The sequence below is a fragment of the Erythrobacter sp. WG genome (genome assembly GCF_026586795.1).
In the GTDB taxonomy this organism is placed as follows: domain Bacteria; phylum Pseudomonadota; class Alphaproteobacteria; order Sphingomonadales; family Sphingomonadaceae; genus Erythrobacter.
The window spans coordinates 46220-69110 of sequence record NZ_JAPFGY010000001.1 but is presented as its reverse complement, the minus strand read 5'-3'; the positions used below and the strand labels follow the sequence as shown (position 1 = coordinate 69110).

Sequence of the window (22891 nt, the reverse complement as noted above, 5' to 3'; positions counted from 1 at the left end):
AGCTTGTCGAAGCCCTGCACTTTTCTCTATGCCCCCGCCGAAGAAGAAGAACGGCCCTTCGACGAGCTCAGGGCGAACGGGGTAGAAACGAGGATATGCTTCCACCCGGCTCCACCATCGGCATCCTGGGCGGCGGACAGCTCGGCCGGATGATGGCCATGGCCGCGCTGCAACTCGGCTACCGGGTGATCGGCTACGCGCCCGAGGGCGACAATGTCGCGGCCGATGCGTGTTCCGCTTTCCTCACCGCCGAGTGGGACGACGCGGACGCCCTCGCCCGCTTCGCGGCGGCTTGCGACGTCGTGACGTGGGAGTTCGAGAACGTCCCCGTCGCCGCCGTCGAAGCCTTGCCCTCCCGCCTGCTGGCCTGCCCCAAGGCCGCGCTCGAGGTTGCGCAGGACCGGCTTGCCGAAAAGCGCTTCGCCCTCGCGCACGGCGGCACGCCCGCGCCCTTCGCCCCGGTCGGCAGCGAGGCGGAGTTCCCCGAGGCGGTGGCGCGGATCGGCACGCCCGGCATCCTCAAGACTGCGCGCGAGGGCTATGATGGCAAGGGCCAGTGGCGGGTCGGCTCGGCGCTCGAGGCGAGCGGCATCCGCTTCCCCGGCGTCCCCTGCATCTACGAGGGCTTCATCACCTACGAGACCGAATTCTCGGTGATCCTGGTGCGGTGCAAGGACGGGCAGACGCGCTTCTGGGATTCGACGGCGAACCTGCACGAGGGCGGGATGCTCGCCCGCTCGATCCTGCCGGCGGGCGCGCTGGTCGAGGCGCAGGTGCCTGCCGCCCGCGACCTTGCGGCAAGGGTGGCCGAGGCATTGGGCTATGTCGGCGTGCTTACGCTCGAATTCTTCGCCACCCGTGACGGGCCGGTATTCAACGAGATGGCACCCCGGGTCCACAACTCGGGCCACTGGACGATCGAGGGCGCGGCCACCAGCCAGTTCGAGAACCACATCCGCGCGATCTGCGGCTTGCCGCTGGGGGGGACGAAGACCCGCTTCGAGGCGATCGAGATGCGCAACATTGTCGGCGAGGAGGCACTGGCCGCCCACGCCATGCTCGCCGAGCCGGGCGAGCCGCACCTCCACCTCTACGGCAAGGCCGAGGCGCGCGAGGGCCGCAAGATGGGCCACGTCACCCGCGTCGGGCACGCGCTCCCATGAGCCGCGACATCGTGCTGATCTACGCCCGCGCCGCCAATGGCGCGATCGGCTTGGCCGGCGACCTGCCATGGCGGCTGCCGGCGGACCTGCGGCATTTCAAGGCGCTGACCCTCGGCAAGCCGATGATCATGGGCCGCAGGACCTTCGAGAGCCTGCCGGGCCTGCTACCGGGACGGCGCCATATCGTCCTCACCCGCGACGCCGGATGGCACACCGAGGGGGCCGAGGTCGCCGCAACGCCCGAGGCGGCGCTCGCGCTGGCAGGCGAGGAAACCGTCATGGTGATCGGCGGGGCGGCGGTGTTCGCAACCTTCCTCCCGCTCGCCACCGGCGTCGAACTCACTCAGATCCACGCCGATTACGAAGGCGACACCTTCGTGCCGGCACTCGGCCCCGAATGGGTGGAGACCGCAAGCGAGGACCATGCGGCCGATGGGCCCTACCCGGCCTTTTCCTTCGTCACCTACCGCAGGGACGCCGCCTGATGCGCTGGCTCGATCACCGCGATCCCGTCCCCGAGGCGCTGCGCGGCGCGGTCATCGCGCTCGGCAATTTCGACGGGTTCCACCGCGGGCATCAGGCCGTCGCGGGCGAGGCGATCGCTTGGGCGCACGACGAGGGCCGCCCCTCGATCATCGCCACCTTCGATCCCCACCCGGTGAGCGTCTTCAAGCCCGAACTCCCGCCCTTCCGGCTGACGACGCTGGAGCAGCGCCAGGAGCTCTATCTCGCCGCAGGGGCGACGGCGATGCTGGTGTTCCACTTCGACCGGGACCTTGCCGGCACGAGCGCGGAGGACTTCATCCGGGAGATCCTCGTGAGCCGTTTCGGCGCGCACGGGGTGGTGACCGGCGGGGACTTCACCTTCGGGCGCGGCGCCAAGGGCAATGTCGAACTGCTGCGCACGCTCGGCGGCGAGCTGGGCTTGCATTCGCGCGTGGTCGAGGCCGTGGCTTCGGATGGCGAGGTGGTCTCCTCCAGCCGCATCCGCGAGGCCCTTCGCAATGGCGACCCGCAGGAGGCCGCGCGCCTCCTCACCCGCCCCTTCGCGATCCGCGGCATCGTCGAGCACGGCGACAAGCGCGGGCGCACGATCGGCTACCCCACCGCCAACCTCGGGGTCGAGAACTACATCCGCCCCAAATACGGCATCTACGCCGTGACAGGCCGCATCCTCGCCACTGGCGAGGTCCTGCAAGGCGCGGCCAATATCGGCATCCGCCCGCAGTTCGAGCCGCCCAAGGAGCTGCTCGAGCCCTATTTCTTCGATTTCTCCGGCGATCTTTATGGGCAGGAGATCGAGATCGCCTTCCACCACTACCTGCGCGGAGAGGCGAAGTTCGACAGCCTCGATGCCCTGATCGAACAGATGGACAAGGACTGCGCTGAAGCTCGGCGGCTCCTTTCCTCGTCATTGCGAGCGTAGCGCGGCAATCCAGGGCGGCACGCGCACACTCTGGATTGCCGCGCGGCTTCGCCGCTCGCAATGACGAGTCTTTGCACTGACGGTACTTGCGGCTAAGGCCCCGCGCACCATGAGCGACGACAGCACGCAGCGCGATTACCGGGACACCGTCTTCCTGCCGAAGACCGATTTCCCCATGAAGGCCGGCCTTCCGCAGAAGGAGCCGGGCATCGCCGCGCGCTGGGAGCAGGAGGGCCTCTACGATCAGCTTCGCAGCAGCCGCCGGGGGCGGGAGAAGTTCATCCTCCACGACGGCCCGCCCTACGCCAACGGCGACATGCATATCGGCCACGCGCTCAATCACATCCTCAAGGACATGGTCTGCCGCACGCAGAACCTGATCGGCAAAGACGCGCCTTACGTGCCCGGCTGGGACTGCCACGGCCTGCCCATCGAGTGGAAGGTCGAGGAGCAGTACCGCAAGGACAAGAAGGCCAAGCCCGTCCTCACCGGTGCCGGGCGTGACGAGGCGGCGGTGAAAGCCTTCCGCGACGAGTGCCGCGCCTACGCCCAACAATGGGTCGACGTGCAGCGCGGGCAATTGAAGCGCCTCGGCATCATGGGCGATTGGGACCACCCCTACCTCACCATGCAGAAGGAGAGCGAGGCGGTGATCGTCGCCGAGCTGCTCAAGCTGGCCGAGGCGGGGAACCTCTATCGCGGCTCCAAGCCGGTGATGTGGTCCCCGGTCGAACAGACCGCGCTGGCCGAGGCGGAGGTCGAATACGAGGACATCACCTCGACCCAGATCGATGTGGCGTTCGAGATCGTCGAAAGCCCGATCCCCGAACTGGTCGGCGCCCACGCGGTAATCTGGACGACGACGCCGTGGACGATCCCGGTGAACCAGGCTTTGGCCTATGGGCCTGAGGTTGATTATGTCGTGGCCCGCGTGACCAAGGTCGGTCTCGATGGCGTCGAGGACCCTGATAGCGCATGGCTTGGTAAGCGCTTTCTCGTGGCAAAGGCACTGGAGCCCGCGCTTCGTGATCGGGTCGTAAGCCAGATGCAGCGCGACCTTGGCGCAATGAACTTCCCCGACATGCGCTGGGACATTGAGCGCGAAATCAAGGGATCGGCGCTGGCTGGCACCAAGGCCCGCCATCCGATGCATTCCCTTGGCGGTTTCTTCGAAACTGCGCGCCCTCTGCTCCCCGGCGACTTCGTCACCACCGAAAGCGGCACGGGCCTCGTCCACATGGCGCCCGATCACGGCGAGGACGACTTCGAGCTGTGCAAGGCCAACGGCATCAACCCCGTCTTCGCCGTGACGGACGACGGCAAGTATCGCGATGACTGGCTCTGGCTCGGCGGAATGGGGAGCGTCATCAACCCCAAATTCAATGCGCCTGACGGGCCGATCTGTAGCCGTTTGAAAGAAAAAGGCGCGCTGCTTGCCGCTTGCGACAACTACCAGCACTCCTACCCGCATTCGTGGCGCTCCAAGGCCAAGGTGATCTTCCGCTGCACGCCGCAATGGTTCGTGCCGATGGACAAGCCCTTGCCGGGTGTCTCGACTACGCTCGACACGAACGGAGTTGAGAACACCACCCCCCAGCCGTTCGCGTCGAGCGAAGTCGAGACGCTGCGCAGCACCGCCCTCGCCGAAATCGCCCGCGTCCAGTTCACCCCCGGCAAGGGCCGCAACCGCATCGGCGCGATGGTGGAGGGGCGGCCCGACTGGGTGCTCTCCCGCCAGCGCGCTTGGGGCGTGCCGATCACGCTGTTCGTGCGGCCTGACGGCTCGTATTTGCAAGACGCCGAAGTGAACGCCCGCATCGTCGCGGCCGTGAACGCGGAAGGCATGGACGCGTGGAACAGCGCCAACAAGGCCGCGTTCCTCGGCCCGGACCACGACCCTGCCGAGTTCGAGATGGTCACCGACATCCTCGACGTGTGGTTCGATTCGGGCTGCACCCACGCCTTCACACTCGAAAGCGGGCGCTGGCCGGACTTGCGCTGGCCCGCCGACCTCTATCTCGAAGGATCGGACCAGCATCGCGGCTGGTTCCAGTCCTCGCTGCTGCAATCCTGCGCCACCCGCGGCCGGGCGCCCTATGACCAGATCCTCACCCACGGCTTCACCATGGACGCCAAGGGCAAGAAGATGTCCAAGAGCCTCGGCAACACGGTCGATCCGCTCAAGGTGATGGAGACCTACGGCGCGGACATCATCCGGCTGTGGGCGCTCTCGGTCGACTTCACCGAGGATCACCGCATCGGCGATGAAATCCTGAAGGGCGTGGGCGACCAGTATCGCAAGCTGCGCAACACCTTCCGCTACCTCTTGGGCGCGCTCGACGGGTTCGGCGAGGCCGAGCGGGTGACCTACGCCGCGATGCCCGAGCTGGAACGGTACGTGCTGGACAAGCTGTTCCGGCTCGACGTGACCCTGCACGCCGCGATCGACGCCTACGACTTCAACGAATATGTCCGCGCGCTGGTCGACTTCTGCAACGAGGACCTCTCGGCCTTCTTCTTCGATATCCGCAAGGACGCGCTCTATTGCGACGATCCGGCGGATTCGCGGCGCATGGCTTATCGCACGGTGCTCGACATCCTGTTCGAGCGGCTGATCCGCTACGCCGCTCCGGTGCTGGTGTTCACCGCCGAGGAAGTCTGGACGAGCCGCTATCCGAGCGCGGGCAGCGTCCACCTGCTCGAACTCGACGAGGCGCCGAACGACTGGCAGGACGGCGACCTCGCCTACAAGTGGGACAGCCTCCGAGCCCTGCGTGACAGCGTGAACGAGGCCATCGAGCCCCTGCGCCGCGACAAGACGATCCGCTCGAGCCTCGAGGCGGAGGTCGAAGTGCCTGCCGCCGCCGTCCCCGAAGGGGTCAGCGACCAGGGCCTCGCCGAGCTGTTCATTACCGCGACAGTCACCCGGGGGCAGGGCGACGGCGTGACCGTCGCCAAGACCCACCACCACAAGTGCGGCCGCTGCTGGCGGCTCCTGCCCGACGTGGCGGAGGACGGCGCGCTGTGCGGTCGCTGCACGACGGTGGTGGCGGGCATGGACGCGGACGCGGCGGCATGAGCGGCCTTGTCACCCGCAACCGGCTGATCGGCCTCGCGCTCGCCGCGCTGGTGGCGATCCTCGACCAGGCGGTGAAGCTCTGGGTCGTCGGTCCGCTGGCGCTGCGGCAGGTAGGGCAGATCGAACTGCTGCCGTTCTTCGACCTCACCTATGCCGAGAACCGCGGCGTCTCGCTGGGGATGCTCCAGGCGAGCAACATGGAGATGCGCTGGGGGCTGGTGGCGCTGACTGCAGGCATCGCCCTCGTCGTGCTGGTATGGATGCTGCGCGAGCGCAAGCTCGGCGACATTGCGGGCCTCGCGCTGATCCTCGGCGGGGCGCTCGGCAACATCAAGGACCGCTTCGAGCTGGGCTACGTGATCGATTATGCCGACTTCCATATCGGCACCTTCCGCCCCTTCCTGATCTTCAACATCGCCGATGCCGCCATCACCATCGGCGTCCTCATAATCCTTGCCCGCAGCCTGCTGGTGCGCGACAAGGGCGCAATCGAGACCGGGGACACGCCCCGTGGAGAACAACACAATGCGTAAGACTGCACCCCTGATCTTGGCTGTCGGCGCCTCGGCGATGCTTGCTGCCTGTGGCGGCGGCGGCGGGGTGTTCAACCGCGCCCGGCCCGACGAGTTCGCGGTGCAGCGCCAGGCGCCGCTGGTGGTGCCGCCCGATTTCAGCCTCACCCCGCCCGCCCCCGGCGCCCCGCGCCCGACCGAGGGCAGCGCATCCGAACAGGCGCTCGAGGCGCTGTTCGGCGGCCCTGCACCCCGCAGCAAGGTGGAAACGAGCGCGCTCGACCGCGCGGGCCGCGCCGATCCGAGCATCCGCTCGGTGGTCGGCGACACCGGCACCAACACCGTCGCCAAGGGCCGCGTCACCCGCGACATCATCGCCGCCCCCGAGGGCGACGGGCAGTCGGCGGCCACCGTCATCCCCAGCGCCTGACAGCGCTGATCCCGTTCGGGGTCAATCCTCCGCGCGGCTAACCAGCAGCTTGTCGATGCGGCGGCCGTCCATGTCGACGACCTCGAAGCGCCAGCCCTGATCGGTGAAGTGCTCGCCTTCGTGCGGCAGCTTCTTCATCACCGACAGGGCATAACCCGCCGCCGTGCCGAATTCGCGGTCCTCGCCATATTCGAGCCCCAGCCGGTCGGCGAGCGCATCGGCCGAGAGCGAGCCCGAGACCAGCAGCGAGCCGTCCTCGCGTTCGACCACCGAGGGCAGATCGCCGTCGTCGCTGTCGCTCGCGAAGTTGCCGACGATCGCGGTGAGCAGGTCGACGGGGGTGACGATCCCCTCGAAATGCCCGTATTCGTCGTGGACCACCGCCATCGCCACCTCGGCGGACTGGAGCACACGGAGCGCGTCCATCGCGTCGAGCTGGTCGGGCACCACCTCGACCTTGCGCATCATGTCGCGCAAGGACACCGCGCGGCCCGCGACCATTTCGGCCAGCACGTCGCGCACCTTCACCGCGCCCAGGATCGTGTCGGGCGATCCGTCGGCGACCGGGAGCAGCGAGTGGGTGCTGCCCTCGATCCGCTCGCGGATGCCCTGGGCATCGGCATCGGCGGCGATCCAGTCGACCTCGGTGCGCGGGGTCATCATCTCGCGCACGGGCCGCTCGGCAAGGCGCACGACGCCGGTGAGGATCTGCCGCTGCTCCGCCTCGATCACGCCCGACCGGGTCGCCTCGGCGAAGATCATGCGCAGTTCCTCGGCCGTGACGCGGCCCTCGTCGCCGCTGCGGATGCCGAACAGGCGGATGATCGCGGCGGAGCTCGAATCCAGCACCCACACCAGCGGTGCCGCGGCCCTGGCCAGGAAGGCCATCGGGCGCGCCATCACCAGCGAGACCGGCACCGCCGCCTGAAGCGCAAGCTGCTTGGGCACGAGTTCGCCGACGATGAGGCTGAGATAGGTGGTGAAGGCGATCACCACCGCAAAGCCCGCTTCCGGCGCATATTCGGCCGGCACGCCCATCGCGGCCAGCCGCTCGCCCACCGGCCCGCCCAGGCTCGCGCCCGAATAGGCGCCGGCGATGATGCCGATGAGGGTGATGCCGATCTGCACGGTCGACAGGAACTTGCCCGGCTCAGCCGCCAGGCGAATGGCGATGCGCGCAGCTGCAGAGCCCGCCTCGGCACGGGTCTCGAGCGTGCTGGTCTTGGCCGAGACGATCGCCAGTTCGGACATGGCGAAGACGCCATTCAGAAAAACGAGCGCGACGATGATCGCAAGGTCGGGCCAGGGGAAAGGTGTCACGCGCACGGCGCTAGCACAATCCGCCCCGCTTGCCATCCAATCCGTCAGGCGATGGAACATCTGCGGGGCCCGATCACTAGTGCGTTCATCTGCGGTGAAGGTCACAACCGTAACAGCAGGATCATCATCGACCCGTGCTTCACCGCGACTTCGAAAGGCGGTATCGTGGCGCGGGAATGAAGGGAGACAATTTATGACCGTTTCACGGATTCTGCTGTCGGGCACGGCGGCACTGGCTCTGCTCGGCACCAGCGCCTGCGTCACCGATCCCAATACCGGCGAACGCAAGGTCTCGCGCACCGCGATCGGCACCGGGCTCGGGGGCACGCTCGGCTACCTGCTCGGCGGCGCGATCGGCGGCGACACCGGCCGCATCATCGGCGCGGGCATCGGCGGCTCGGCGGGCGCGATCTTCGGCAAGCAGTACGACGACCAGATCAAGACGCTGCGCGAGCAGACCGCCGGCAGCGGGGTCGATGTCGAGGAGATCGGCAACCAGGACGCGATCCTCGTGCGGCTGCCCGACGGCGTGACCTTCGCGACCGGCTCGGCGGCGATCAACCCCGGCTTCTACGACACGCTCAACAACGTCGCCCAGACGCTGGTGCAGTATCCGAACAGCCTGATCGACGTCTACGGCTTCACCGACACCACCGGCGCGCCGGCGACGAACCAGCGGCTGTCCGAGCAGCGCGCGCAGGCGGTGGCCGATTACCTCGCCGCGCGCGGCGTCGCCCGGGCCCGCATGGCGACCCGCGGCTATGGCGAGCAGTACGACTACCTCCGGGTCAAGACCGGCGACAACGTCAACGAGCCGCTGAACCGCCGCGTCGAGATCAAGATCATCCCGGTCAGCCAGGACGACGTGAACGCCGCGCGCGCCAACCGCTGAACGGTCTTGTGATCACGAGGAACGGGCTGCCTTCGCGGGCGGCCCGTTTCGCGTTTCAGCGCAGTGCCTTCGCCCGTTCGGCAAGGCGCGCCACGGCCTCGGCGTGAATCGCAGGCGAGCACACCAGCACGCCGAAGTCGCGCGGATCGTGCTTGTTGTAGGCGAGCGGGCGGCCAAAGGCATCGGTGACTTCCGCCCCTGCCTCGCGCGCGATCAGGGTCGCGGCGGCGATGTCCCATTCGTAGCCCCAGCGCAGCGTCGCCACGAGATCGGCGCGGTCGACAGCGACCATCGCGATCCTCAGCGCGATCGAATTGGGCTGCTCCACCGCGACGAGATCGCTGTCGTCCTTCGGCAGGGCATAGGTCGGCACCCGCGCGCCGGCGAACTCGGTGCGCTGGCTGGCGCGTATGGCGGCACCGTTCAGCGTCGCCCCCTGCCCGGCGACCGCGAGCCACTCCTCGCCCCGCGCGGGCGCGGCGAGCATCCCGATCAGCGGACGCCCCGCGCTCACCAGCGCGACCGACACCGCCCAGCCATCACGCCCGCGCACGAAGTCGCGGGTGCCGTCGATCGGATCGACCAGCCAGATCAGCCCGCTCTGCGTGCGCGCCTTGTCGTCGGCGGTTTCCTCGGAAAGCCAGGCGGCGGACGGCAGCAGGCGGCCGAGCTCGCGCTTCAGGAAGCGGTCGACCTCGAGATCGGCCGCGCTCACCGGATTGCCGGGCGTCTTGTCCCAGCTTTCGAGCGCGTGCCCCGCGCCCGGCCAGCGCGAATGGGCGATGCGGCCCGCCTCGCGGACGATGGCCTCCAGGTGGTTCCTGTCAATCATGGGAGGCTTGCTGTTGCGCCTGCACAGGGCACTTTTCAAGAGGGGCGATCCGTGCTTAGGCCCCCCGCAGACAAACCCCTCCCCAGGATTTGCGAAGAAGGGATCGATACGCCATGAACGTCCACGAATATCAGGCCAAGGAACTGCTGGCGAAGCACGGGATCGCGGTCCCCGCAGGCCACGCCGCCCTCAGCGTCGAGGAAGCGGTGGAAGCCGCCAAGAAGCTGCCCGGGCCGCTTTATGTCGTGAAGGCGCAGATCCACGCGGGCGGGCGCGGCAAGGGCAAGTTCAAGGAGCTGGGCGCGGATGCCAAGGGCGGCGTGCGGCTCGCCAAGAGCCTTGAGGAAGTGGAAGCCCACGCCAAGGAAATGCTCGGCAACACGCTGGTGACGGTGCAGACGGGCGAAGCGGGCAAGCAGGTCAACCGCCTCTACATCACCGATGGCGTCGACATCGCCAAGGAATACTACCTCTCGCTGCTGGTCGACCGTGCCACCGGCCGCGTCGCTTTCGTCGTCTCGACCGAAGGCGGGATGGACATCGAGACCGTGGCGCATGACACGCCCGAGCTGATCACCACCTTCAGCATCGACCCCGCACAGGGCTTCCAGCCGCACCACGGCCGCGCGGTGGCCTTCGCGCTGAAGCTTCAGGGCGACCTCAACAAGCAGGCGCAACGCCTCGCCAAGCAGCTCTACGACGCCTTCCTCGCCACCGATTGCGAGATGCTCGAAATCAACCCCCTGGTCGAAAGCGAAGACGGCAAGCTGCTGGTGCTCGACGCCAAGATGAGCTTCGACGGCAACGCCCTCTACCGCCACCCCGATATCGAAGCCCTGCGCGACGAGACCGAGGAAGACCCGGCGGAAGTCGAAGCCAGCGAATATGATCTCGCTTACATCAAGCTCGACGGCAACATCGGCTGCATGGTCAACGGCGCAGGGCTCGCGATGGCGACGATGGACATCATCAAGCTGAACGGCGCCTTCCCGGCGAACTTCCTCGACGTGGGCGGCGGCGCCACCACCGAGAAGGTGACGGCGGCCTTCAAGATCATCCTCAAGGACCCGGCGGTGGAAGGCATCCTCGTCAACATCTTCGGCGGCATCATGAAGTGCGACGTGATCGCCAACGGGATCGTTCAGGCGGCCAAGGACGTGAACCTCCAGGTGCCGCTGGTGGTGCGCCTCGAGGGCACCAACGTGGCCGAGGGCAAGGCGATCCTCGCCAATTCGGGCCTCGCGATCGTGCCTGCCGACAACCTCGGCGATGCGGCGCAGAAGATCGTCGCGGAAGTGAAGAAGGCCGCCTGATCGGGGGCTTTCGTTCACTTGGTTCATACGGTGCGCGGGTTGGTTCGTATCAACTTCGCGCATTCCAACAGCGGCCCGCCTCGCTTGACGTTTACGTAAACGCAAGCTAGGCGGGCGGCCAAGGCGCTGGATGGCGCTCACGTGATTCTTTGAGAGGAAGGACAAGCCCCATGAAGATCCTCGTCCCCGTCAAGCGGGTGATCGATTACAACGTCAAGCCGCGGGTCAAGGCCGACGGCACCGGCGTCGATCTTGCCAACGTCAAGATGAGCATGAATCCGTTCGACGAGATCGCGGTCGAGGAAGCCATCCGCCTCAAGGAAAAGGGCGCCGCGACCGAGATCGTCGCCGTCAGCATCGGCCCGGCCAAGGCGCAGGAAACCCTGCGAACCGCGCTCGCCATGGGCGCCGACCGCGCGATCCTGGTGGAGACCGAGGAAGAGGTCGAGCCGCTGGCGGTCGCCAAGATCTTGAAGGCCATCGCCGATGAGGAACAGCCGGGCCTCGTGATCCTCGGCAAGCAGTCGATCTCGGATGACAGCAACCAGACCGGCCAGATGCTCGCAGCCCTGATGGGCCGTCCGCAGGGCACCTTCGCCAACACCGTCGAAGTCGAGGGCGACAGCGTGACCGTGAAGCGCGAAGTCGATGGCGGTCTCCAGACCGTGAAGCTCGCGCTGCCCGCGATCGTCACCACCGACCTGCGATTGAACGAGCCGCGCTACGCCTCGCTGCCGAACATCATGAAGGCGAAGTCGAAGCCGCTCGCGACCAAGACCGCCGCCGATTACGGCGTCGACCTTGCCCCGCGGTTGAAGACGCTGAAGGTCGCGGAGCCCGCCGTGCGCCAGGCCGGCGTGAAGGTCGCCGACGTTGCCGAACTGGTCGGCAAGCTCAAGACCCTCGGCATCGCGTAAGGATCAACCCCGCCCCCGTTCGTGTCGAGCGGAGGGCGCAGCCCGCAGTCGAGACAGGCTTCTCGACTTCGCTCGAAGCGAACGGGTTTCCAATGAGAGGTAAGTTCAATGAAGACTCTGGTTCTCGTCGAACATGACAACACCAAGCTGCAGGACGCGACCCTCGCCGTGGTCACCGCCGCGAGCAAGCTCGGCGAAGTGCACCTGCTGGTCGCCGGCCACAATTGCGGCAGCGTGGCCGAAGCGGCCGCCAAGATCGCGGGCGTGGGCAAGGTCCACGTTGCGGACGACGCGGCCTATGCCAACGGCCTTGCCGAAAACGTCGCCCCGCTCGCAGCCAGCCTGATGGCCGATCACGATGCCTTCCTCGCCGCCGCGACCACGCAGGGCAAGAACGTCGCCCCGCGCGTTGCGGCGCACCTCGACGTGATGCAGGTTTCCGAGATCCTCTCGGTCGAAGGCCCCAAGACCTTCACCCGCCCGATCTATGCCGGCAACGCCATCGCCACGGTCGAATCGACCGATGCCAAGCTGGTCATCACCGTGCGCGGCACCGCCTTCGAGAAGGCGGCGACCGAGGGCGGCTCGGGCACCGTCGAAGCCGTCAGCGGCCCCGGTGACGCGGGCACCTCCAGCTTCGTCGGCGCGGAAATCGCCAAGAGCGAGCGTCCGGAACTGACCAGCGCCAAGATCATCGTCTCGGGCGGCCGCGCGCTGAAGGACGCGGAAACCTTCGAGAGCATCATCACGCCGCTTGCGGACAAGCTCGGCGCCGCGATCGGCGCGAGCCGCGCGGCAGTGGACGCGGGCTATGTCCCCAACGATTACCAGGTCGGCCAGACCGGCAAGATCGTCGCCCCGGAAGTCTATTTCGCCATCGGCATCTCGGGCGCGATCCAGCACTTGGCCGGCATGAAGGATTCGAAGGTCATCATCGCCATCAACAAGGACGAGGACGCCCCGATCTTCCAGGTCGCCGACGTGGGCCTGGTGGGTGACCTCTACACCATCGTGCCGGAGCTGACGGCCGCACTTTAAGCGGTTCATCGCAAACGACTTTGAAATGACACGAACCTCCGGCAGTCATGCGCGACTGCTGGAGGTTTTCTTATGCGCCTTGCTCTTATTGCCTTTACCGCCCTCACCTGCGCGACGCCCGCGCTTGCCGCGCCTGCCGCCGTCGCGACGCCCACCGGCGACTGGGAGACCTCGTCCGAGGGCGGCCTGTGCCGAATGCAACGCGCCTTTGAGGCAGGCGGCCAGCCGCATCTCCTGATCCTCGAGCAGAACGCGCCGGACCGGGCCGTGGGGATCGCGCTCGCCGGGCCGTCGCTGGCGGCCTTCCGCCCCGAGGCGCCGCTGCGGGTGACCTTTGCCGAGGGTCATGCCGGATTCGACAAGAAGGCGCGCATCGAGCCCAATAGCCAGTTCGGCCACGTCGCCGTTCTCGAGGGCGTGTGGCTGGAGAAGGGCACGCCGCAGCGCGACGGGAACCGCAGCCATATCGATCCGGCTGCGGCCGAAAGCGTCGATCGGATCGCGGTTGCGCAAGGGAGTGGCGGTGTGAGCTTCGCCACCGGCGCGCTGGGGGATGCCGCCAAGGCCCTCAACGCCTGCACCGCGCAGATCATGCGCAGCTGGGGCCTCGATCCCGAGGTGCAATACGGCCTGCAACGCTCGGCCGCCCCCGCGGATCAGGAGCGGTTCATGACGCAGATGCGCAACGCCTACGCGCGTCCGGCGCAGCGCACCTTGCAGCAGGGCACCATCGACTTCGTTGTCTTCACCGATGCGGCGGGCAAGGCCACCGATTGCCGGATGCTGGTCGCGACCGGTTATGAAGACCTCGACAAGGCGATGTGCGCCACGGCGATGAAGGAACGCTTCCGGCCGGCGCTCGGGCCGGACGGGCAGGCGACGGCGTCCTATTGGCGGCTGCGCACGGGCCTGCGTGTGGCCTTCCAGGGATAGCGCAAGGCCCAGCGGGCCGCACCCGGCTAAAGCAGCGTATTGATGAAGTGGAGCGTCATCCCGACGAGCCCGCCCACCAGCGTGCCGTTGATGCGGATGAACTGGAGGTCGCGGCCCACCGCGCCCTCGACACGGTCGGTGATGGTGCGCGCGTCCCAGCGCTTCACCGTCTCGGACACCAGCCGCACGATCTGGTCGCCGTAGCGGGTGGCGACGCCGACCATCGTGCGGCGGGCGAAGCGGTTGATCTGGTGCTGGAGGCGCGCGTCGCTCTGGAGCGCTCCGCCGAGCTCCGAGAGCATCGCGCGCATCTCCTCGCCCATCCCGCTTTCGGGATCGCGGGCGCGGCGGATCAGCGACTGGCGCATCCGTTCCCACACCCCGGTCCACCACACCGCGACGGCGGGGTTGGCGATCAGGTCGCGCTTCATCTCCTCGACCTTGGCGCGGGTGTCGGGATCGTGCTGGAGGTCATGGCCGAGCTTGGAGAGCCCCTCCTCGATCTTCGCGCGCAAGGGGTGGTCGGGATTGACCAGCACCTCGGCGAGCAGCTTGTAGAGCCCGTCGAGCACGCTCGAGGAGATGGTCTTGTCGATCCCCGCCCAGCGCAGCACGCCCGCGACGCGCTGGTGGATGATCTCGCGCAGGGTGTCCTCGTTGTCCTCGATGGTGAGGCCCGCCCAGCGCACGAAGCCGTCGATCAGCGGCTGGTGCCGCTTGTCGGCCATGGTGGTTTCGATCATCCGGCCGGCGAGCGGGGCGATGTCGAGCTTCGCAAGCTGCCCGGCAAGGCCGCTCCTCACCTGCGTGCCGAGCCGGTCCGGGTCGAGGGATTCGAGCACCTCGGCGAGCAGTTCCGCCGCCCCGCTGGTGATTCGCGAGCGTGCATCCCCGCCCCTCTCGGGCGAGGCGGCAAGAAACTCGCCTGCGGCCTTGGCGACGTTCATCGTCGCCATGCGCCGCGCGACCACCGCGGGGGTGAGGAAGTTCTCGCGCAGGAAGGCCGCCATGGTGTCGGCGATGCGGTCCTTGTTCTCGGGGATGATCGCGGTGTGCGGGATTGGAAGGCCGAGGGGATGGCGGAACAGCGCCGTGACCGCGAACCAGTCGGCAAGGCCCCCCACCATCGCGGCTTCGGCAAAGGCGTGGACATAGCCCCAGGCGGGGTGGCCGCCGGTGGCAAGGCCGTGGGTGGCGAGGAAGATCGCCGCCATGCCGGCGAGCATTCCGGTCGCGATCCAGCGCATCCGCCGCGCGCGGTCGACGGTCAGCGGCTGACCGCCGAAGGTGAGGGGCACAAGTGAGCGCGTCGCCATATCCGTGCCTTAGCCCGCCGGGGGCGGACAAGTCACCCCTCGCCTATTCCGCGGGCAAATGGCCCGGCGGCAGGCCGTGTCCGGGCAGGGGCAGGGCGGGCGCCGCATCGGCCGCGATTCCGGGCCGCTCGTCGCCCGGGCGATAGGTCAGCATCCGGTTGCGCAGCCACGGGCCCACGCGCTTCTCGAAGCCGTCGGCAAGGCTGAAGCCCGCCGGCACGATCAGCAGCGTCAGCAGGGTCGAGAGCACCAGGCCGCCAATCACCACGATCCCCATCGGCTGGCGCCATGCCCCGTCGCCCGACAGCGACAACGCCACCGGCACCATGCCTGCGGTCATCGCCACGGTGGTCATGACGATCGGCTGGGCGCGCTTGTGCCCGGCGTCCATGATCGCCTCGAGCTTGGGAATGCCCTTGTTCATCTCCTCGATCGCGAAGTCGATCAGCAGGATCGAGTTCTTGGAGACGATCCCGAGCAGCAGCAGGATGCCGATATAGACCGGCATCGAGTTGGGCATCCCGACCAGCCAGATCAGCAGGATGCCGCCAAGCGGGGCGAGCGCCAACGAGGTCATGTTGACCAGCGGGCTCATCAGCCGCTTGTAGAGCAGCACCAGCACCGCGAAGACCAAAAGCACCCCGGCGGCGATGGCGATCAGCAGGTTCTGGACCAGCTCGGCCTGGAACTGCTCCTCGCCCACCTGATCGCGGATCACGCCGAGCGGGAGGTTCTTGAGCGTCGGCAGCTGGTCGATCTGCGCCTGCGCATCGCCCTTGAGCACGCCCGGCGCAAGGTCCGCGCCGACCAGCACGCGGCGGTTCTGGTTGTAGCGCTGGATCGCCGTCGGGCCGGAACCGAAGCTGATGTCGGCGACGCGGCTCAGCGGCACCGATCCGCCATTGGCGAGCGGCACCGGCAGGTTCTCGATGGTGCTGAAATCGCTGCGCGCCTCGCTGGAGAGACGCACCGCGATCGGGATCTGGCGATCCGACAGCGAGAAGCGCGCGGCGTTCTGTTCGATCTCGCCCAGCGTCGCGATACGGATCGTCTGCGACAGCGCGGCGGTGGTCACGCCCAGTTCGGCGGCGATCTCGGCGCGCGGGGTGATGATGATCTCGGGCCGGTTGAGGTCGGCGCTGATGCGCGGGGCGACCAGCGACTTCAGCCCCTTCATCTCCTCGACCAGCTTGAGGGCGGTCGCCTCGAGCTTCACCGGGTCCGAGCCCGCCAGCATCACCGTCATGTCGCGGCCCGAACCAAACCCGATGCGCTGCGACTGGAAGCGCACGCGCGCGTCGGCGAAGCGGGCGAGCTTGGGCGCGAGGTCGCGCGAGAATTCGATCGAGGTGCGCTCGCGGTCCTTCTTGAGCTTGACGAAGATGGTCGAGGATTCGCCCAGTCGGATGCGTTCGAGCAGCCGCTCGACCTCGGGCTCCTTGCGCAGCTCGTCGGCGACGCCGTTAACGACGCGCTTGGCCTCGGCGAGCGAGGTGCCGGGCACCATCTCGACCTGCACCTGAAGGTTCTCGTTGTCGATATCGGGCTGGAACTGGCCGGGAATCTGGCCGAACAGCAGGATCGTCACCAGCAGCGAGAACCAGCCGATGCCGAGCATCCACAGGCGGTGATCGTAGAAGCGCGCGGTCAGCCAGCGCTGCGAGCGAGCGAAGCGCGACGATCCGCGGGCCGGCAGCTCGATCAGCTTGAAGGCGGCAACCAGCGCGGCGAGCGACAGCAGCGAGACGAACAGCAGCTGCGTCACCTCGAAGACCTTGTCGACCAGCTTGTAGAGGCCCCCGGTGGTGTCGCTCGACACGGCGGCGGCGATGATCTTGGGGATGCCGAGCGCGGCGATGGCGTTGAAGCTGGTGAACATCGCGATCGCCGGCACCGCCAGCAGGATGATGACCGTCAGCAGCAGCGCGGGCACGTAGAGCCAGCGGCGGCGCGGCCCGGTGAGCCCGGCGCGGCGCACGGCCATCTTGCCGGTGTCAAGCGTCCAGGCGAGCACGCGCATATAGGTGTCGATCATCCGCCCGCCGCCATGTTCCCCGTGGCCCTTTGCCTTGAGGAAATAGGCGGCCATCAGCGGCGTGATCATGCGCGCGACGGCGAGCGACATGAGCACCGCGACCACCACGGTGATCCCGAAGTTCTGGAAGAACTGGCCCGACACGCCCGGCATCAGGCCGACGGGGAGGAACACCGCGACAATGCAGAAGCTGGTGGCGACCACCGGCAGGCCGATCTCGTCGGCGGCGTCGATCGAGGCCTGGTAGGCGGTCTTGCCCATCCGCATGTGCCGGACGATGTTCTCGATCTCCACGATCGCGTCGTCGACCAGCACGCCCGCGACCAGCGCAAGGGCGAGCAGCGAGAGGAAATTGAGGTTGAACCCGAACCAGTTCATGAAGAAGAAGGTCGGGATCGCCGAGAGCGGGATGGCGACGGCGGAAATGAAGGTCGCCCGCCAGTCGCGCAGGAACACGAACACCACAACGACCGCGAGCACCGCGCCCTCGACCAGCGCCCACATCGAGGACTTGTACTGGCCGCGGGTGTAATCGGTGGCGTTCGACAGCGCGATGAACCGCACGCCGGGCGTCTCTTCGGTGATCTTCTCGATCTCCTTCAAGGCGCTGTCGTAGACCGCAAGGTCCGATGCCCCGCGCGCGCGGTTGAGGTAGAAGTTGACGACCTCCTTGCCGTTCACCTCGCTGCGCTGGGTGCGCTCGGAGATGCCGTCCCTGACCTCGGCGACATCGGCGAGCCGCACGGTGCGTCCGCCGCCGATCGCGATCTGGGTCTGCGAGAGCGCGTAGGCGGTCGGCGAATTGCCGAGCACCCGCAGCGATTGCCGCGTGCCGCCGACTTCGGCGAGGCCGCCCGCGGCGTTGAGGTTGCTCTGGCGCAGCGCCGCGTTGATCTGCGTGGCGGTGACGCCGAAAGACTGCATCCGCGCCGGATCGAGGATCACCTCGATCTGCCGGTCGACCCCGCCGTAGCGGCCGACCTCGGCCAGCCCGTCGATCTTCAAGAGGCGCTTGGCGACCGTGTCGTCGATGAACCACGAAAGCTGCTCGAGCGTCATGTCGTCGGCCTCGACCGCGAAGACGCCGATCGCGCCGCCGACGGCGTTGACCTTGTTGATGCGCGGCTCGAGGATGCCGTCGGGCAGGCTCCCGCGCACCGACGTGATCGCGGTCTCGACCTCGTTGACCGCCTCGATCAGGTCGGTGCCGATCTCGAACTCGACGACCGTCAGCGAACTCCCCTCGGTGGCGGTCGACTGGATCGAATCCACCCCGTTGATCGAGCGCACCGCGCTTTCCACGCGCTGGGTGATCTGGTTCTCGATCTCGGTGGGCGAAGCGCCCGGCTGGGCGATGGTGACGATGACCGCAGGGAATTCGACATCCGGGTTCTGCGTCACGTCCATCCGCATGAAGCTGACCAGCCCGGCGAACAGCAGGCCGGTGAAGAACACCAGCGGGATCACCGGGTTGCGGATCGACCAGGCCGAGATGTCGCGAAGTGCCATGAAAGTCCTGCCTGTTGTCGCGCCGGGTATCGTGCGCCCCCGTGCCAGCTACGGCCCGGGCCGCGCGCCGGATGGACGCCCTACTTCTGCAAAGGTTGCGGGTTGACGGTCTCGCCGGGGTTGAGGAAGCCGCCGGCGCGCAGCACCACGCGCTCCGAGCCATTGAGGCCCTCGGTGATGGCGATCCCGTTCGGTGTCACCGCGCCGGTCTTGACCGCGCGGCGCTCGGTCTTCTTGTCCGCGCCCACGACATAGACGAAGCTGCCCTTGGCATCGGCCAGCACCGCGCTTTCGGGGAGCACGGTGGCGCTGAAGCTGCCGCTGTTGATCCGCGCGGTGGCAAAGCCCCCGGGGCGCAGGCCGGGCGAGAAATCGAGCGCGATGCGCACCGTGCCCTGCCGCGTCGTCTGGTCGATGGTCGGGGCGAGCTGCCACACCTGCCCGGTGAAGCGCTGGTCCGATCCGGCCGGGACGACCGCCGCCGAGGTGCCGACCGCAAGCTTGGCGAGCTGTTCTTCCGAGACCCGCGCGAGCATTTCCATCTCGCCGCCGCTGGCGATGGTGAACAGCGCCTGGCTGCCGGCGCCGACCGTCTGGCCGGGCTCGACATTGCGGGCGAGGACATATCCGCTCGCCGGGGCGAGCACGTCGAGCCGCTGGTTGCGGGCGCGCAGTTCGCGCAGCTGCGCCTCGGCGACCTTGACCCGCGCCACGGCAGCGTCGCGCGTCGCGGTCAGGCGGTCGACATCGGCCTTGGAGACGAAGCCGCGCGCCACCAGCTGGAGCGCGCGGTCGAGGTTCGCCTGAGCGAGATTGGCGTCGGCCCGCGCGACATCGATCTGCGCGGCCTGGGCGGCGGCCTGCTGGACCTGCACCGAACGGTCGATCACCGCGAGCACCTGGCCCTGGCGCACCCAATCCCCGGCATCCACGGTGACGCGCACCACCTGCCCGCCCTCGCCCGCGATGCCGACCGGCATCGGGCGGCGCGCGGCGAGCGTGCCGGGGGCCTCGATCTCGCCCGCGACCATGGTCCGGCCGGGGGTGACGACGGTGACGGTCGCGGCCTGGCTGTTGTTGTCCGAAGCCGGCGCGGGCTGGCGTCCGGCAAAGGCGAAGAAGGCGCCGATCGCGAGCAGCAGGACAAACAGCCCCCCCACCCCGAAGATCAGCCAGCGCGGAACGGCGGCTGCCGGGCCGCTGCGCGCGGCGGCATAGTCGGCGGTCACCCCGTCACCGGCATCGGCGCTGATCGTCGTCTCGTAATTCATGGCCATTCCTTCACCCGGAACCGGCGCGCGCGGCCCAGTGAGTGTATTATTCGCATAAGGCACCAAGTGCAACGCCTCATAGAGCGCGCGGGTCACGGCTGCAATCCGTGCATCGACCGATGACTTCCCGCCTAGACGAAAGGCACGGATTGCGCGCGCAACGGCAAGGCCCGCCCCGCCGGTGGGCGGAGCGGGCCTCGAAAGCATCGACCGGCGCGATGCGCAGGGCGGATCAGTACTTGAGCTGGCGCTCGTAGAGCTCGCGGTAGTGCTGGATCTTGGTGACGCGCAGCCCGTGCATCCCGGAGCGATCGACCGCGCGCTGCCAGGAGGCGAACTCCTCGAGCGTGAGGCCGTAGCGCGCCAGCGCCTCGTCGAGCGTCAGCAGCCCGCCGTTGACGGCGGCCACCACCTCGGCCTTGCGGCGCACGACCCAGCGCTTGGTATCGGGCGAGGGCAGGTCGGCAAGGGTCAGCGGCTCCCCGAGCGGGCCGATCACCTGTGCCGGACGGATGTCCTGGTTCTCAATCATTTCGTGTCTCTCACATCGCCGCTGGGCGCATCGGAGCTGTTTCCTTCCGTATCGCCCGGGCGGTTCGGATCGTCGCGCAGGACTTTCGCACCGGGAGCATTCCTTTGTCCTAAACCATCACGGTTAACGGCAGGTTCGTCATCGTCGAGAAGCGCAAAATAACTTGCCGCGGCATCGCCGAAGCTCGCGGCGACCGCTTCGATGGGGGCCTGCGATTCGCTGCGCAGCAGCATCCTGAGGTCCCGCGCGGCGTTGAGGCGGGCGGTGAGCTCGCTCCACTCGAGCGCGCGCAGCGCATCGCCCGCACGGCGCGCCGATCCGGAGGCGAATCGCACGTCGGTGCCAGCGGCGCCCGGGGCGCCGCCCGCAGAGCCTTTGGCTGCGTGCAGGGGCTTGGCTTTCTCGAACATCATGGCCCTTCCTAGCCACGAGGGCGTCAAAATCCGGTAAAGCCGCCATTTACCCCGGCTTAGGAATAGTCCGGTCGGGATCGGCAAGGAGGGACCGCGCGCCTCTGGCGCAGCCGTGCGGGCGGGGCTATAGGCGCGCTCGTCCATGGCCTCCCCCGCTTCCCTCACCCCCGGCCTGCCCGCCGCAGCCGACGCCGCCGCGCTGTTCGACCTGCCGCGCCCCGCGAGCGAATGCCGGATCGTCGTGGCGATGAGCGGCGGGGTCGATTCCTCGGTGGTGGCCGCGCTTGCCCATGCGAGCGGCGCGGAAGTCATCGGCATCACCTTGCAGCTCTATGATTACGGCGCGGCGACCGGCCGCAAGGGCGCGTGCTGCGCGGGCGACGACATCCGCGATGCGCGCGCGGTGGCCGACCGGCTGGGGATCGCGCATTATGTCTTCGACCACGAAAGCGCCTTCCGCGAAGAGGTGGTCGAGGCCTTCGCCGACGAATATCTCGCCGGGCGCACCCCGGTCCCCTGCATCCGCTGCAACATGGGGCCCAAGTTCACCGACCTCTTCCGCATGGCGCGGGAGCTGGGGGCGGATTGCCTTGCCACCGGGCATTATGTGCGCCGGGTGATCGGCGAGGCCGGGGTGGAATTGCACCGCGCCCATGATCCGGCGCGCGACCAGTCCTATTTTCTCTATGGCACCACCGAAGCGCAGCTCGATTACCTGCGCTTTCCGCTGGGCGGGATGCCCAAGCAGGAGGTGCGGGCGCTGGCCGAGGCGGCCGGCCTGAGGAACGCGGCCAAGCCGGATTCGCAGGACATCTGCTTCGTGCCCGACGGCGATTACGCAAAGATCGTTACCAAGGTGCGGCCCGAGGGCGCGGCGCCGGGCGCGATCGTCCATGCGGCGACCGGCGAAAGGCTGGGCGAGCACAAGGGTATCGTCCACTTCACCGTCGGCCAGAGGAAAGGCCTCGAGATCGGCGGCCAGCCCGAGCCCTTGTATGTGATCGGCCTCGACGCCGAAGCCCGCGAGGTGCGGGTCGGGCCGAGGCGGATGTTGGCGGTGAGCGCCGCGCGCCTCAGCGAGACGAACCGCATCGGGCCCTTGCCGGATGCTCCGCTGACCGCGAAGGTGCGCAGCCTCGCCAAGCCGGTGCCGGTGACGCTCGACGGCACACTCGGGGACGGCGCAGGCGTGACGATCCGCTTCGCCTCGCCCGAATACGGCGTCGCCCCCGGCCAGGCGGCGGTGCTCTATGCCGGGGAACGGGTGGTCGGCGGCGGCTGGATCGATTCGACCGAGAAGGTGGGCGAACACTGAACCCCGTTCGCCTCGAGCGTAGTCGAGACACCCCGTACCGGCCTCTCGACTGACGACGAAGTCGGCAATTCATCCTGAGCCTGCCGAAGGGCTCGAGGCGAACGGAGGGGCGAGGCATCCCCTGTCCAGCCCCGCCGAAGTCGGGCCTCGCCCGGCCCAGAACCGGGTTAAACCCGGTCCAGACCCCTGCCAGACCCCCTCCAGCCCCCGCTTCGCGGCAATGTTTCACGTGAAACATTGCGGGCGGGGCAGATCATCACTCCTCCCAGGGTTCCAGCACGCAGCCATAGCCCTTGCGGTATGTGGCGGTGGCGCTGGCGACCAGCGGGAAACGGGCGGTGACGCTCATCGCCTTCTCGTCCTCGACCAGCGTGACCGCCTCCATCCCGGCGAGCTTGTCCTTCGCGCAGTCCTTCAGGGGGCGGCCCGCGACGAACCGGCACGAACAGGCGACGCGCGCCGAATAGGCCGAGGCGATGGTGCCGTAACCGTTGATTTCCTTTCGGAAAACCGTGGCCGCTCCGGCAATCGCGAGGACGATGACAGCAAGCACCCACCACCCCCACCGCGTGGCAGGCCGCGCGCGCGCCGAGGTGGGTGATTTCGCCATTGCCAAGCCTTCATGCATCGAGGAATGAGGGCGCG

The 22891-nt window shown here is 68.0% G+C and carries 20 protein-coding genes; 12 read left to right on the top strand and 8 right to left on the bottom strand.

Annotated features, from left to right (window positions below):
• Window positions 1-95: 95 nt before the first annotated feature.
• From OPU67_RS00315 to OPU67_RS00290, 6 genes are all read left to right on the top strand, one after another.
• Window positions 96-1163: a 5-(carboxyamino)imidazole ribonucleotide synthase gene (locus OPU67_RS00315; RefSeq protein WP_267616684.1), complete on the top strand. Its 1068-nt coding sequence runs from the start codon at window positions 96-98 to the stop codon at window positions 1161-1163.
• Window positions 1160-1648 carry a dihydrofolate reductase gene (locus tag OPU67_RS00310; RefSeq protein WP_267616683.1) on the top strand — a complete coding sequence of 163 codons (489 nt, stop codon included), beginning with the start codon at window positions 1160-1162 and terminating at the stop codon, window positions 1646-1648. Before OPU67_RS00315 ends, OPU67_RS00310 begins: the two co-directional genes overlap by 4 nt.
• Window positions 1648-2589, top strand: coding sequence for a bifunctional riboflavin kinase/FAD synthetase (locus OPU67_RS00305; RefSeq protein WP_267616681.1), 942 nt, complete (start codon window positions 1648-1650; stop codon window positions 2587-2589). Before OPU67_RS00310 ends, OPU67_RS00305 begins: the two co-directional genes overlap by 1 nt.
• A gap of 109 nt (window positions 2590-2698) precedes the next feature.
• On the top strand, window positions 2699-5668 hold the full coding sequence (gene ileS / locus OPU67_RS00300) for an isoleucine--tRNA ligase (RefSeq protein WP_267616680.1): 2970 nt from the start codon (window positions 2699-2701) through the stop codon (window positions 5666-5668).
• Window positions 5665-6201, top strand: coding sequence for a signal peptidase II (gene lspA, locus OPU67_RS00295; protein ID WP_267616679.1), 537 nt, complete (start codon window positions 5665-5667; stop codon window positions 6199-6201). Before ileS ends, lspA begins: the two co-directional genes overlap by 4 nt.
• Window positions 6194-6610 carry a DUF3035 domain-containing protein gene (locus tag OPU67_RS00290; RefSeq protein WP_267616678.1) on the top strand — a complete coding sequence of 139 codons (417 nt, stop codon included), beginning with the start codon at window positions 6194-6196 and terminating at the stop codon, window positions 6608-6610. Before lspA ends, OPU67_RS00290 begins: the two co-directional genes overlap by 8 nt.
• Window positions 6611-6631: 21 nt before the next feature.
• On the opposite strand, the gene OPU67_RS00285 is transcribed toward OPU67_RS00290, so the two are convergent.
• Window positions 6632-7930, bottom strand: coding sequence for a hemolysin family protein (locus OPU67_RS00285; RefSeq protein ID WP_267616676.1), 1299 nt, complete (start codon window positions 7928-7930; stop codon window positions 6632-6634).
• Window positions 7931-8123: 193 nt separating this feature from the next.
• On the opposite strand from OPU67_RS00285, the gene OPU67_RS00280 reads away from it, so the two are divergent.
• On the top strand, window positions 8124-8822 hold the full coding sequence (locus OPU67_RS00280; RefSeq protein ID WP_267616674.1) for an OmpA family protein: 699 nt from the start codon (window positions 8124-8126) through the stop codon (window positions 8820-8822).
• Window positions 8823-8877: 55 nt separating this feature from the next.
• Here the strand turns inward: OPU67_RS00280 and OPU67_RS00275 are convergent, their stop codons facing one another.
• Window positions 8878-9654 (bottom strand): 3'(2'),5'-bisphosphate nucleotidase CysQ, encoded by a 777-nt coding sequence (locus OPU67_RS00275; protein ID WP_267616672.1) that lies wholly within the window; start codon window positions 9652-9654, stop codon window positions 8878-8880.
• Between the two features lie 113 nt (window positions 9655-9767).
• On the opposite strand from OPU67_RS00275, the gene sucC reads away from it, so the two are divergent.
• The 4 genes from sucC (at window position 9768) to OPU67_RS00255 (ending at window position 13855) form a co-directional block, all read left to right on the top strand.
• Window positions 9768-10967 carry an ADP-forming succinate--CoA ligase subunit beta gene (gene sucC / locus OPU67_RS00270; RefSeq protein WP_267616670.1) on the top strand — a complete coding sequence of 400 codons (1200 nt, stop codon included), beginning with the start codon at window positions 9768-9770 and terminating at the stop codon, window positions 10965-10967.
• Window positions 10968-11137: 170 nt separating this feature from the next.
• A complete protein-coding gene (locus OPU67_RS00265) occupies window positions 11138-11884 on the top strand; it encodes an electron transfer flavoprotein subunit beta/FixA family protein (RefSeq protein ID WP_267616668.1) in 747 nt (248 codons plus the stop codon).
• 108 nt (window positions 11885-11992) lie between these two features.
• Window positions 11993-12922 carry an electron transfer flavoprotein subunit alpha/FixB family protein gene (locus OPU67_RS00260; RefSeq protein WP_267616667.1) on the top strand — a complete coding sequence of 310 codons (930 nt, stop codon included), beginning with the start codon at window positions 11993-11995 and terminating at the stop codon, window positions 12920-12922.
• A gap of 72 nt (window positions 12923-12994) precedes the next feature.
• On the top strand, window positions 12995-13855 hold the full coding sequence (locus OPU67_RS00255; protein ID WP_267616666.1) for an energy transducer TonB: 861 nt from the start codon (window positions 12995-12997) through the stop codon (window positions 13853-13855).
• 26 nt (window positions 13856-13881) lie between these two features.
• Here OPU67_RS00255 and OPU67_RS00250 read toward each other — a convergent pair whose 3' ends face one another.
• From OPU67_RS00250 to OPU67_RS00230, 5 genes are all read right to left on the bottom strand, one after another.
• Window positions 13882-15171, bottom strand: coding sequence for a DUF445 domain-containing protein (locus OPU67_RS00250; RefSeq protein WP_267616664.1), 1290 nt, complete (start codon window positions 15169-15171; stop codon window positions 13882-13884).
• 43 nt (window positions 15172-15214) lie between these two features.
• Window positions 15215-18715, bottom strand: a complete 3501-nt coding sequence (locus OPU67_RS00245; RefSeq protein WP_267616663.1) for an efflux RND transporter permease subunit — start codon at window positions 18713-18715, stop codon at window positions 15215-15217.
• An 80-nt stretch (window positions 18716-18795) separates the two neighbouring features.
• Window positions 18796-19986, bottom strand: coding sequence for an efflux RND transporter periplasmic adaptor subunit (locus tag OPU67_RS00240; protein ID WP_267616662.1), 1191 nt, complete (start codon window positions 19984-19986; stop codon window positions 18796-18798).
• Between the two features lie 232 nt (window positions 19987-20218).
• On the bottom strand, window positions 20219-20518 hold the full coding sequence (locus OPU67_RS00235) for a DUF1153 domain-containing protein (RefSeq protein ID WP_267616661.1): 300 nt from the start codon (window positions 20516-20518) through the stop codon (window positions 20219-20221).
• Window positions 20515-21075: a hypothetical protein gene (locus OPU67_RS00230; RefSeq protein WP_267616660.1), complete on the bottom strand. Its 561-nt coding sequence runs from the start codon at window positions 21073-21075 to the stop codon at window positions 20515-20517. The genes OPU67_RS00235 and OPU67_RS00230 overlap by 4 nt, the downstream gene beginning before the upstream one ends.
• Between OPU67_RS00230 and mnmA the strand changes: the two genes are divergently transcribed.
• The gene (gene mnmA / locus OPU67_RS00225; RefSeq protein WP_267616658.1) at window positions 21074-22246 is read left to right on the top strand and encodes a tRNA 2-thiouridine(34) synthase MnmA; all 1173 of its coding nucleotides are present in this window, start codon (window positions 21074-21076) and stop codon (window positions 22244-22246) included. The genes OPU67_RS00230 and mnmA overlap by 2 nt on opposite strands.
• 256 nt (window positions 22247-22502) lie before the next feature.
• On the opposite strand, the gene OPU67_RS00220 is transcribed toward mnmA, so the two are convergent.
• Window positions 22503-22856 carry a hypothetical protein gene (locus OPU67_RS00220; RefSeq protein WP_267616656.1) on the bottom strand — a complete coding sequence of 118 codons (354 nt, stop codon included), beginning with the start codon at window positions 22854-22856 and terminating at the stop codon, window positions 22503-22505.
• Between the last annotated feature and the right edge of the window lie 35 nt (window positions 22857-22891).

Coding starts and splice junctions, on each gene's coding strand:
- OPU67_RS00315 (WP_267616684.1), top strand. CDS start 96: ATGCTTCCACCCGGCTCCACCATCGGCATCCTGGGCGGCGGACAGCTC.
- mnmA (WP_267616658.1), top strand. CDS start 21,074: ATGGCCTCCCCCGCTTCCCTCACCCCCGGCCTGCCCGCCGCAGCCGAC.
- ileS (WP_267616680.1), top strand. CDS start 2,699: ATGAGCGACGACAGCACGCAGCGCGATTACCGGGACACCGTCTTCCTG.
- OPU67_RS00245 (WP_267616663.1), bottom strand. CDS start 18,715: ATGGCACTTCGCGACATCTCGGCCTGGTCGATCCGCAACCCGGTGATC.
- OPU67_RS00275 (WP_267616672.1), bottom strand. CDS start 9,654: ATGATTGACAGGAACCACCTGGAGGCCATCGTCCGCGAGGCGGGCCGC.
- OPU67_RS00260 (WP_267616667.1), top strand. CDS start 11,993: ATGAAGACTCTGGTTCTCGTCGAACATGACAACACCAAGCTGCAGGAC.
- OPU67_RS00255 (WP_267616666.1), top strand. CDS start 12,995: ATGCGCCTTGCTCTTATTGCCTTTACCGCCCTCACCTGCGCGACGCCC.
- lspA (WP_267616679.1), top strand. CDS start 5,665: ATGAGCGGCCTTGTCACCCGCAACCGGCTGATCGGCCTCGCGCTCGCC.
- OPU67_RS00265 (WP_267616668.1), top strand. CDS start 11,138: ATGAAGATCCTCGTCCCCGTCAAGCGGGTGATCGATTACAACGTCAAG.
- OPU67_RS00280 (WP_267616674.1), top strand. CDS start 8,124: ATGACCGTTTCACGGATTCTGCTGTCGGGCACGGCGGCACTGGCTCTG.
- OPU67_RS00250 (WP_267616664.1), bottom strand. CDS start 15,171: ATGGCGACGCGCTCACTTGTGCCCCTCACCTTCGGCGGTCAGCCGCTG.
- OPU67_RS00230 (WP_267616660.1), bottom strand. CDS start 21,075: ATGGACGAGCGCGCCTATAGCCCCGCCCGCACGGCTGCGCCAGAGGCG.
- OPU67_RS00220 (WP_267616656.1), bottom strand. CDS start 22,856: ATGGCGAAATCACCCACCTCGGCGCGCGCGCGGCCTGCCACGCGGTGG.
- OPU67_RS00305 (WP_267616681.1), top strand. CDS start 1,648: ATGCGCTGGCTCGATCACCGCGATCCCGTCCCCGAGGCGCTGCGCGGC.
- OPU67_RS00290 (WP_267616678.1), top strand. CDS start 6,194: ATGCGTAAGACTGCACCCCTGATCTTGGCTGTCGGCGCCTCGGCGATG.
- OPU67_RS00310 (WP_267616683.1), top strand. CDS start 1,160: ATGAGCCGCGACATCGTGCTGATCTACGCCCGCGCCGCCAATGGCGCG.
- OPU67_RS00235 (WP_267616661.1), bottom strand. CDS start 20,518: ATGATTGAGAACCAGGACATCCGTCCGGCACAGGTGATCGGCCCGCTC.
- sucC (WP_267616670.1), top strand. CDS start 9,768: ATGAACGTCCACGAATATCAGGCCAAGGAACTGCTGGCGAAGCACGGG.
- OPU67_RS00240 (WP_267616662.1), bottom strand. CDS start 19,986: ATGAATTACGAGACGACGATCAGCGCCGATGCCGGTGACGGGGTGACC.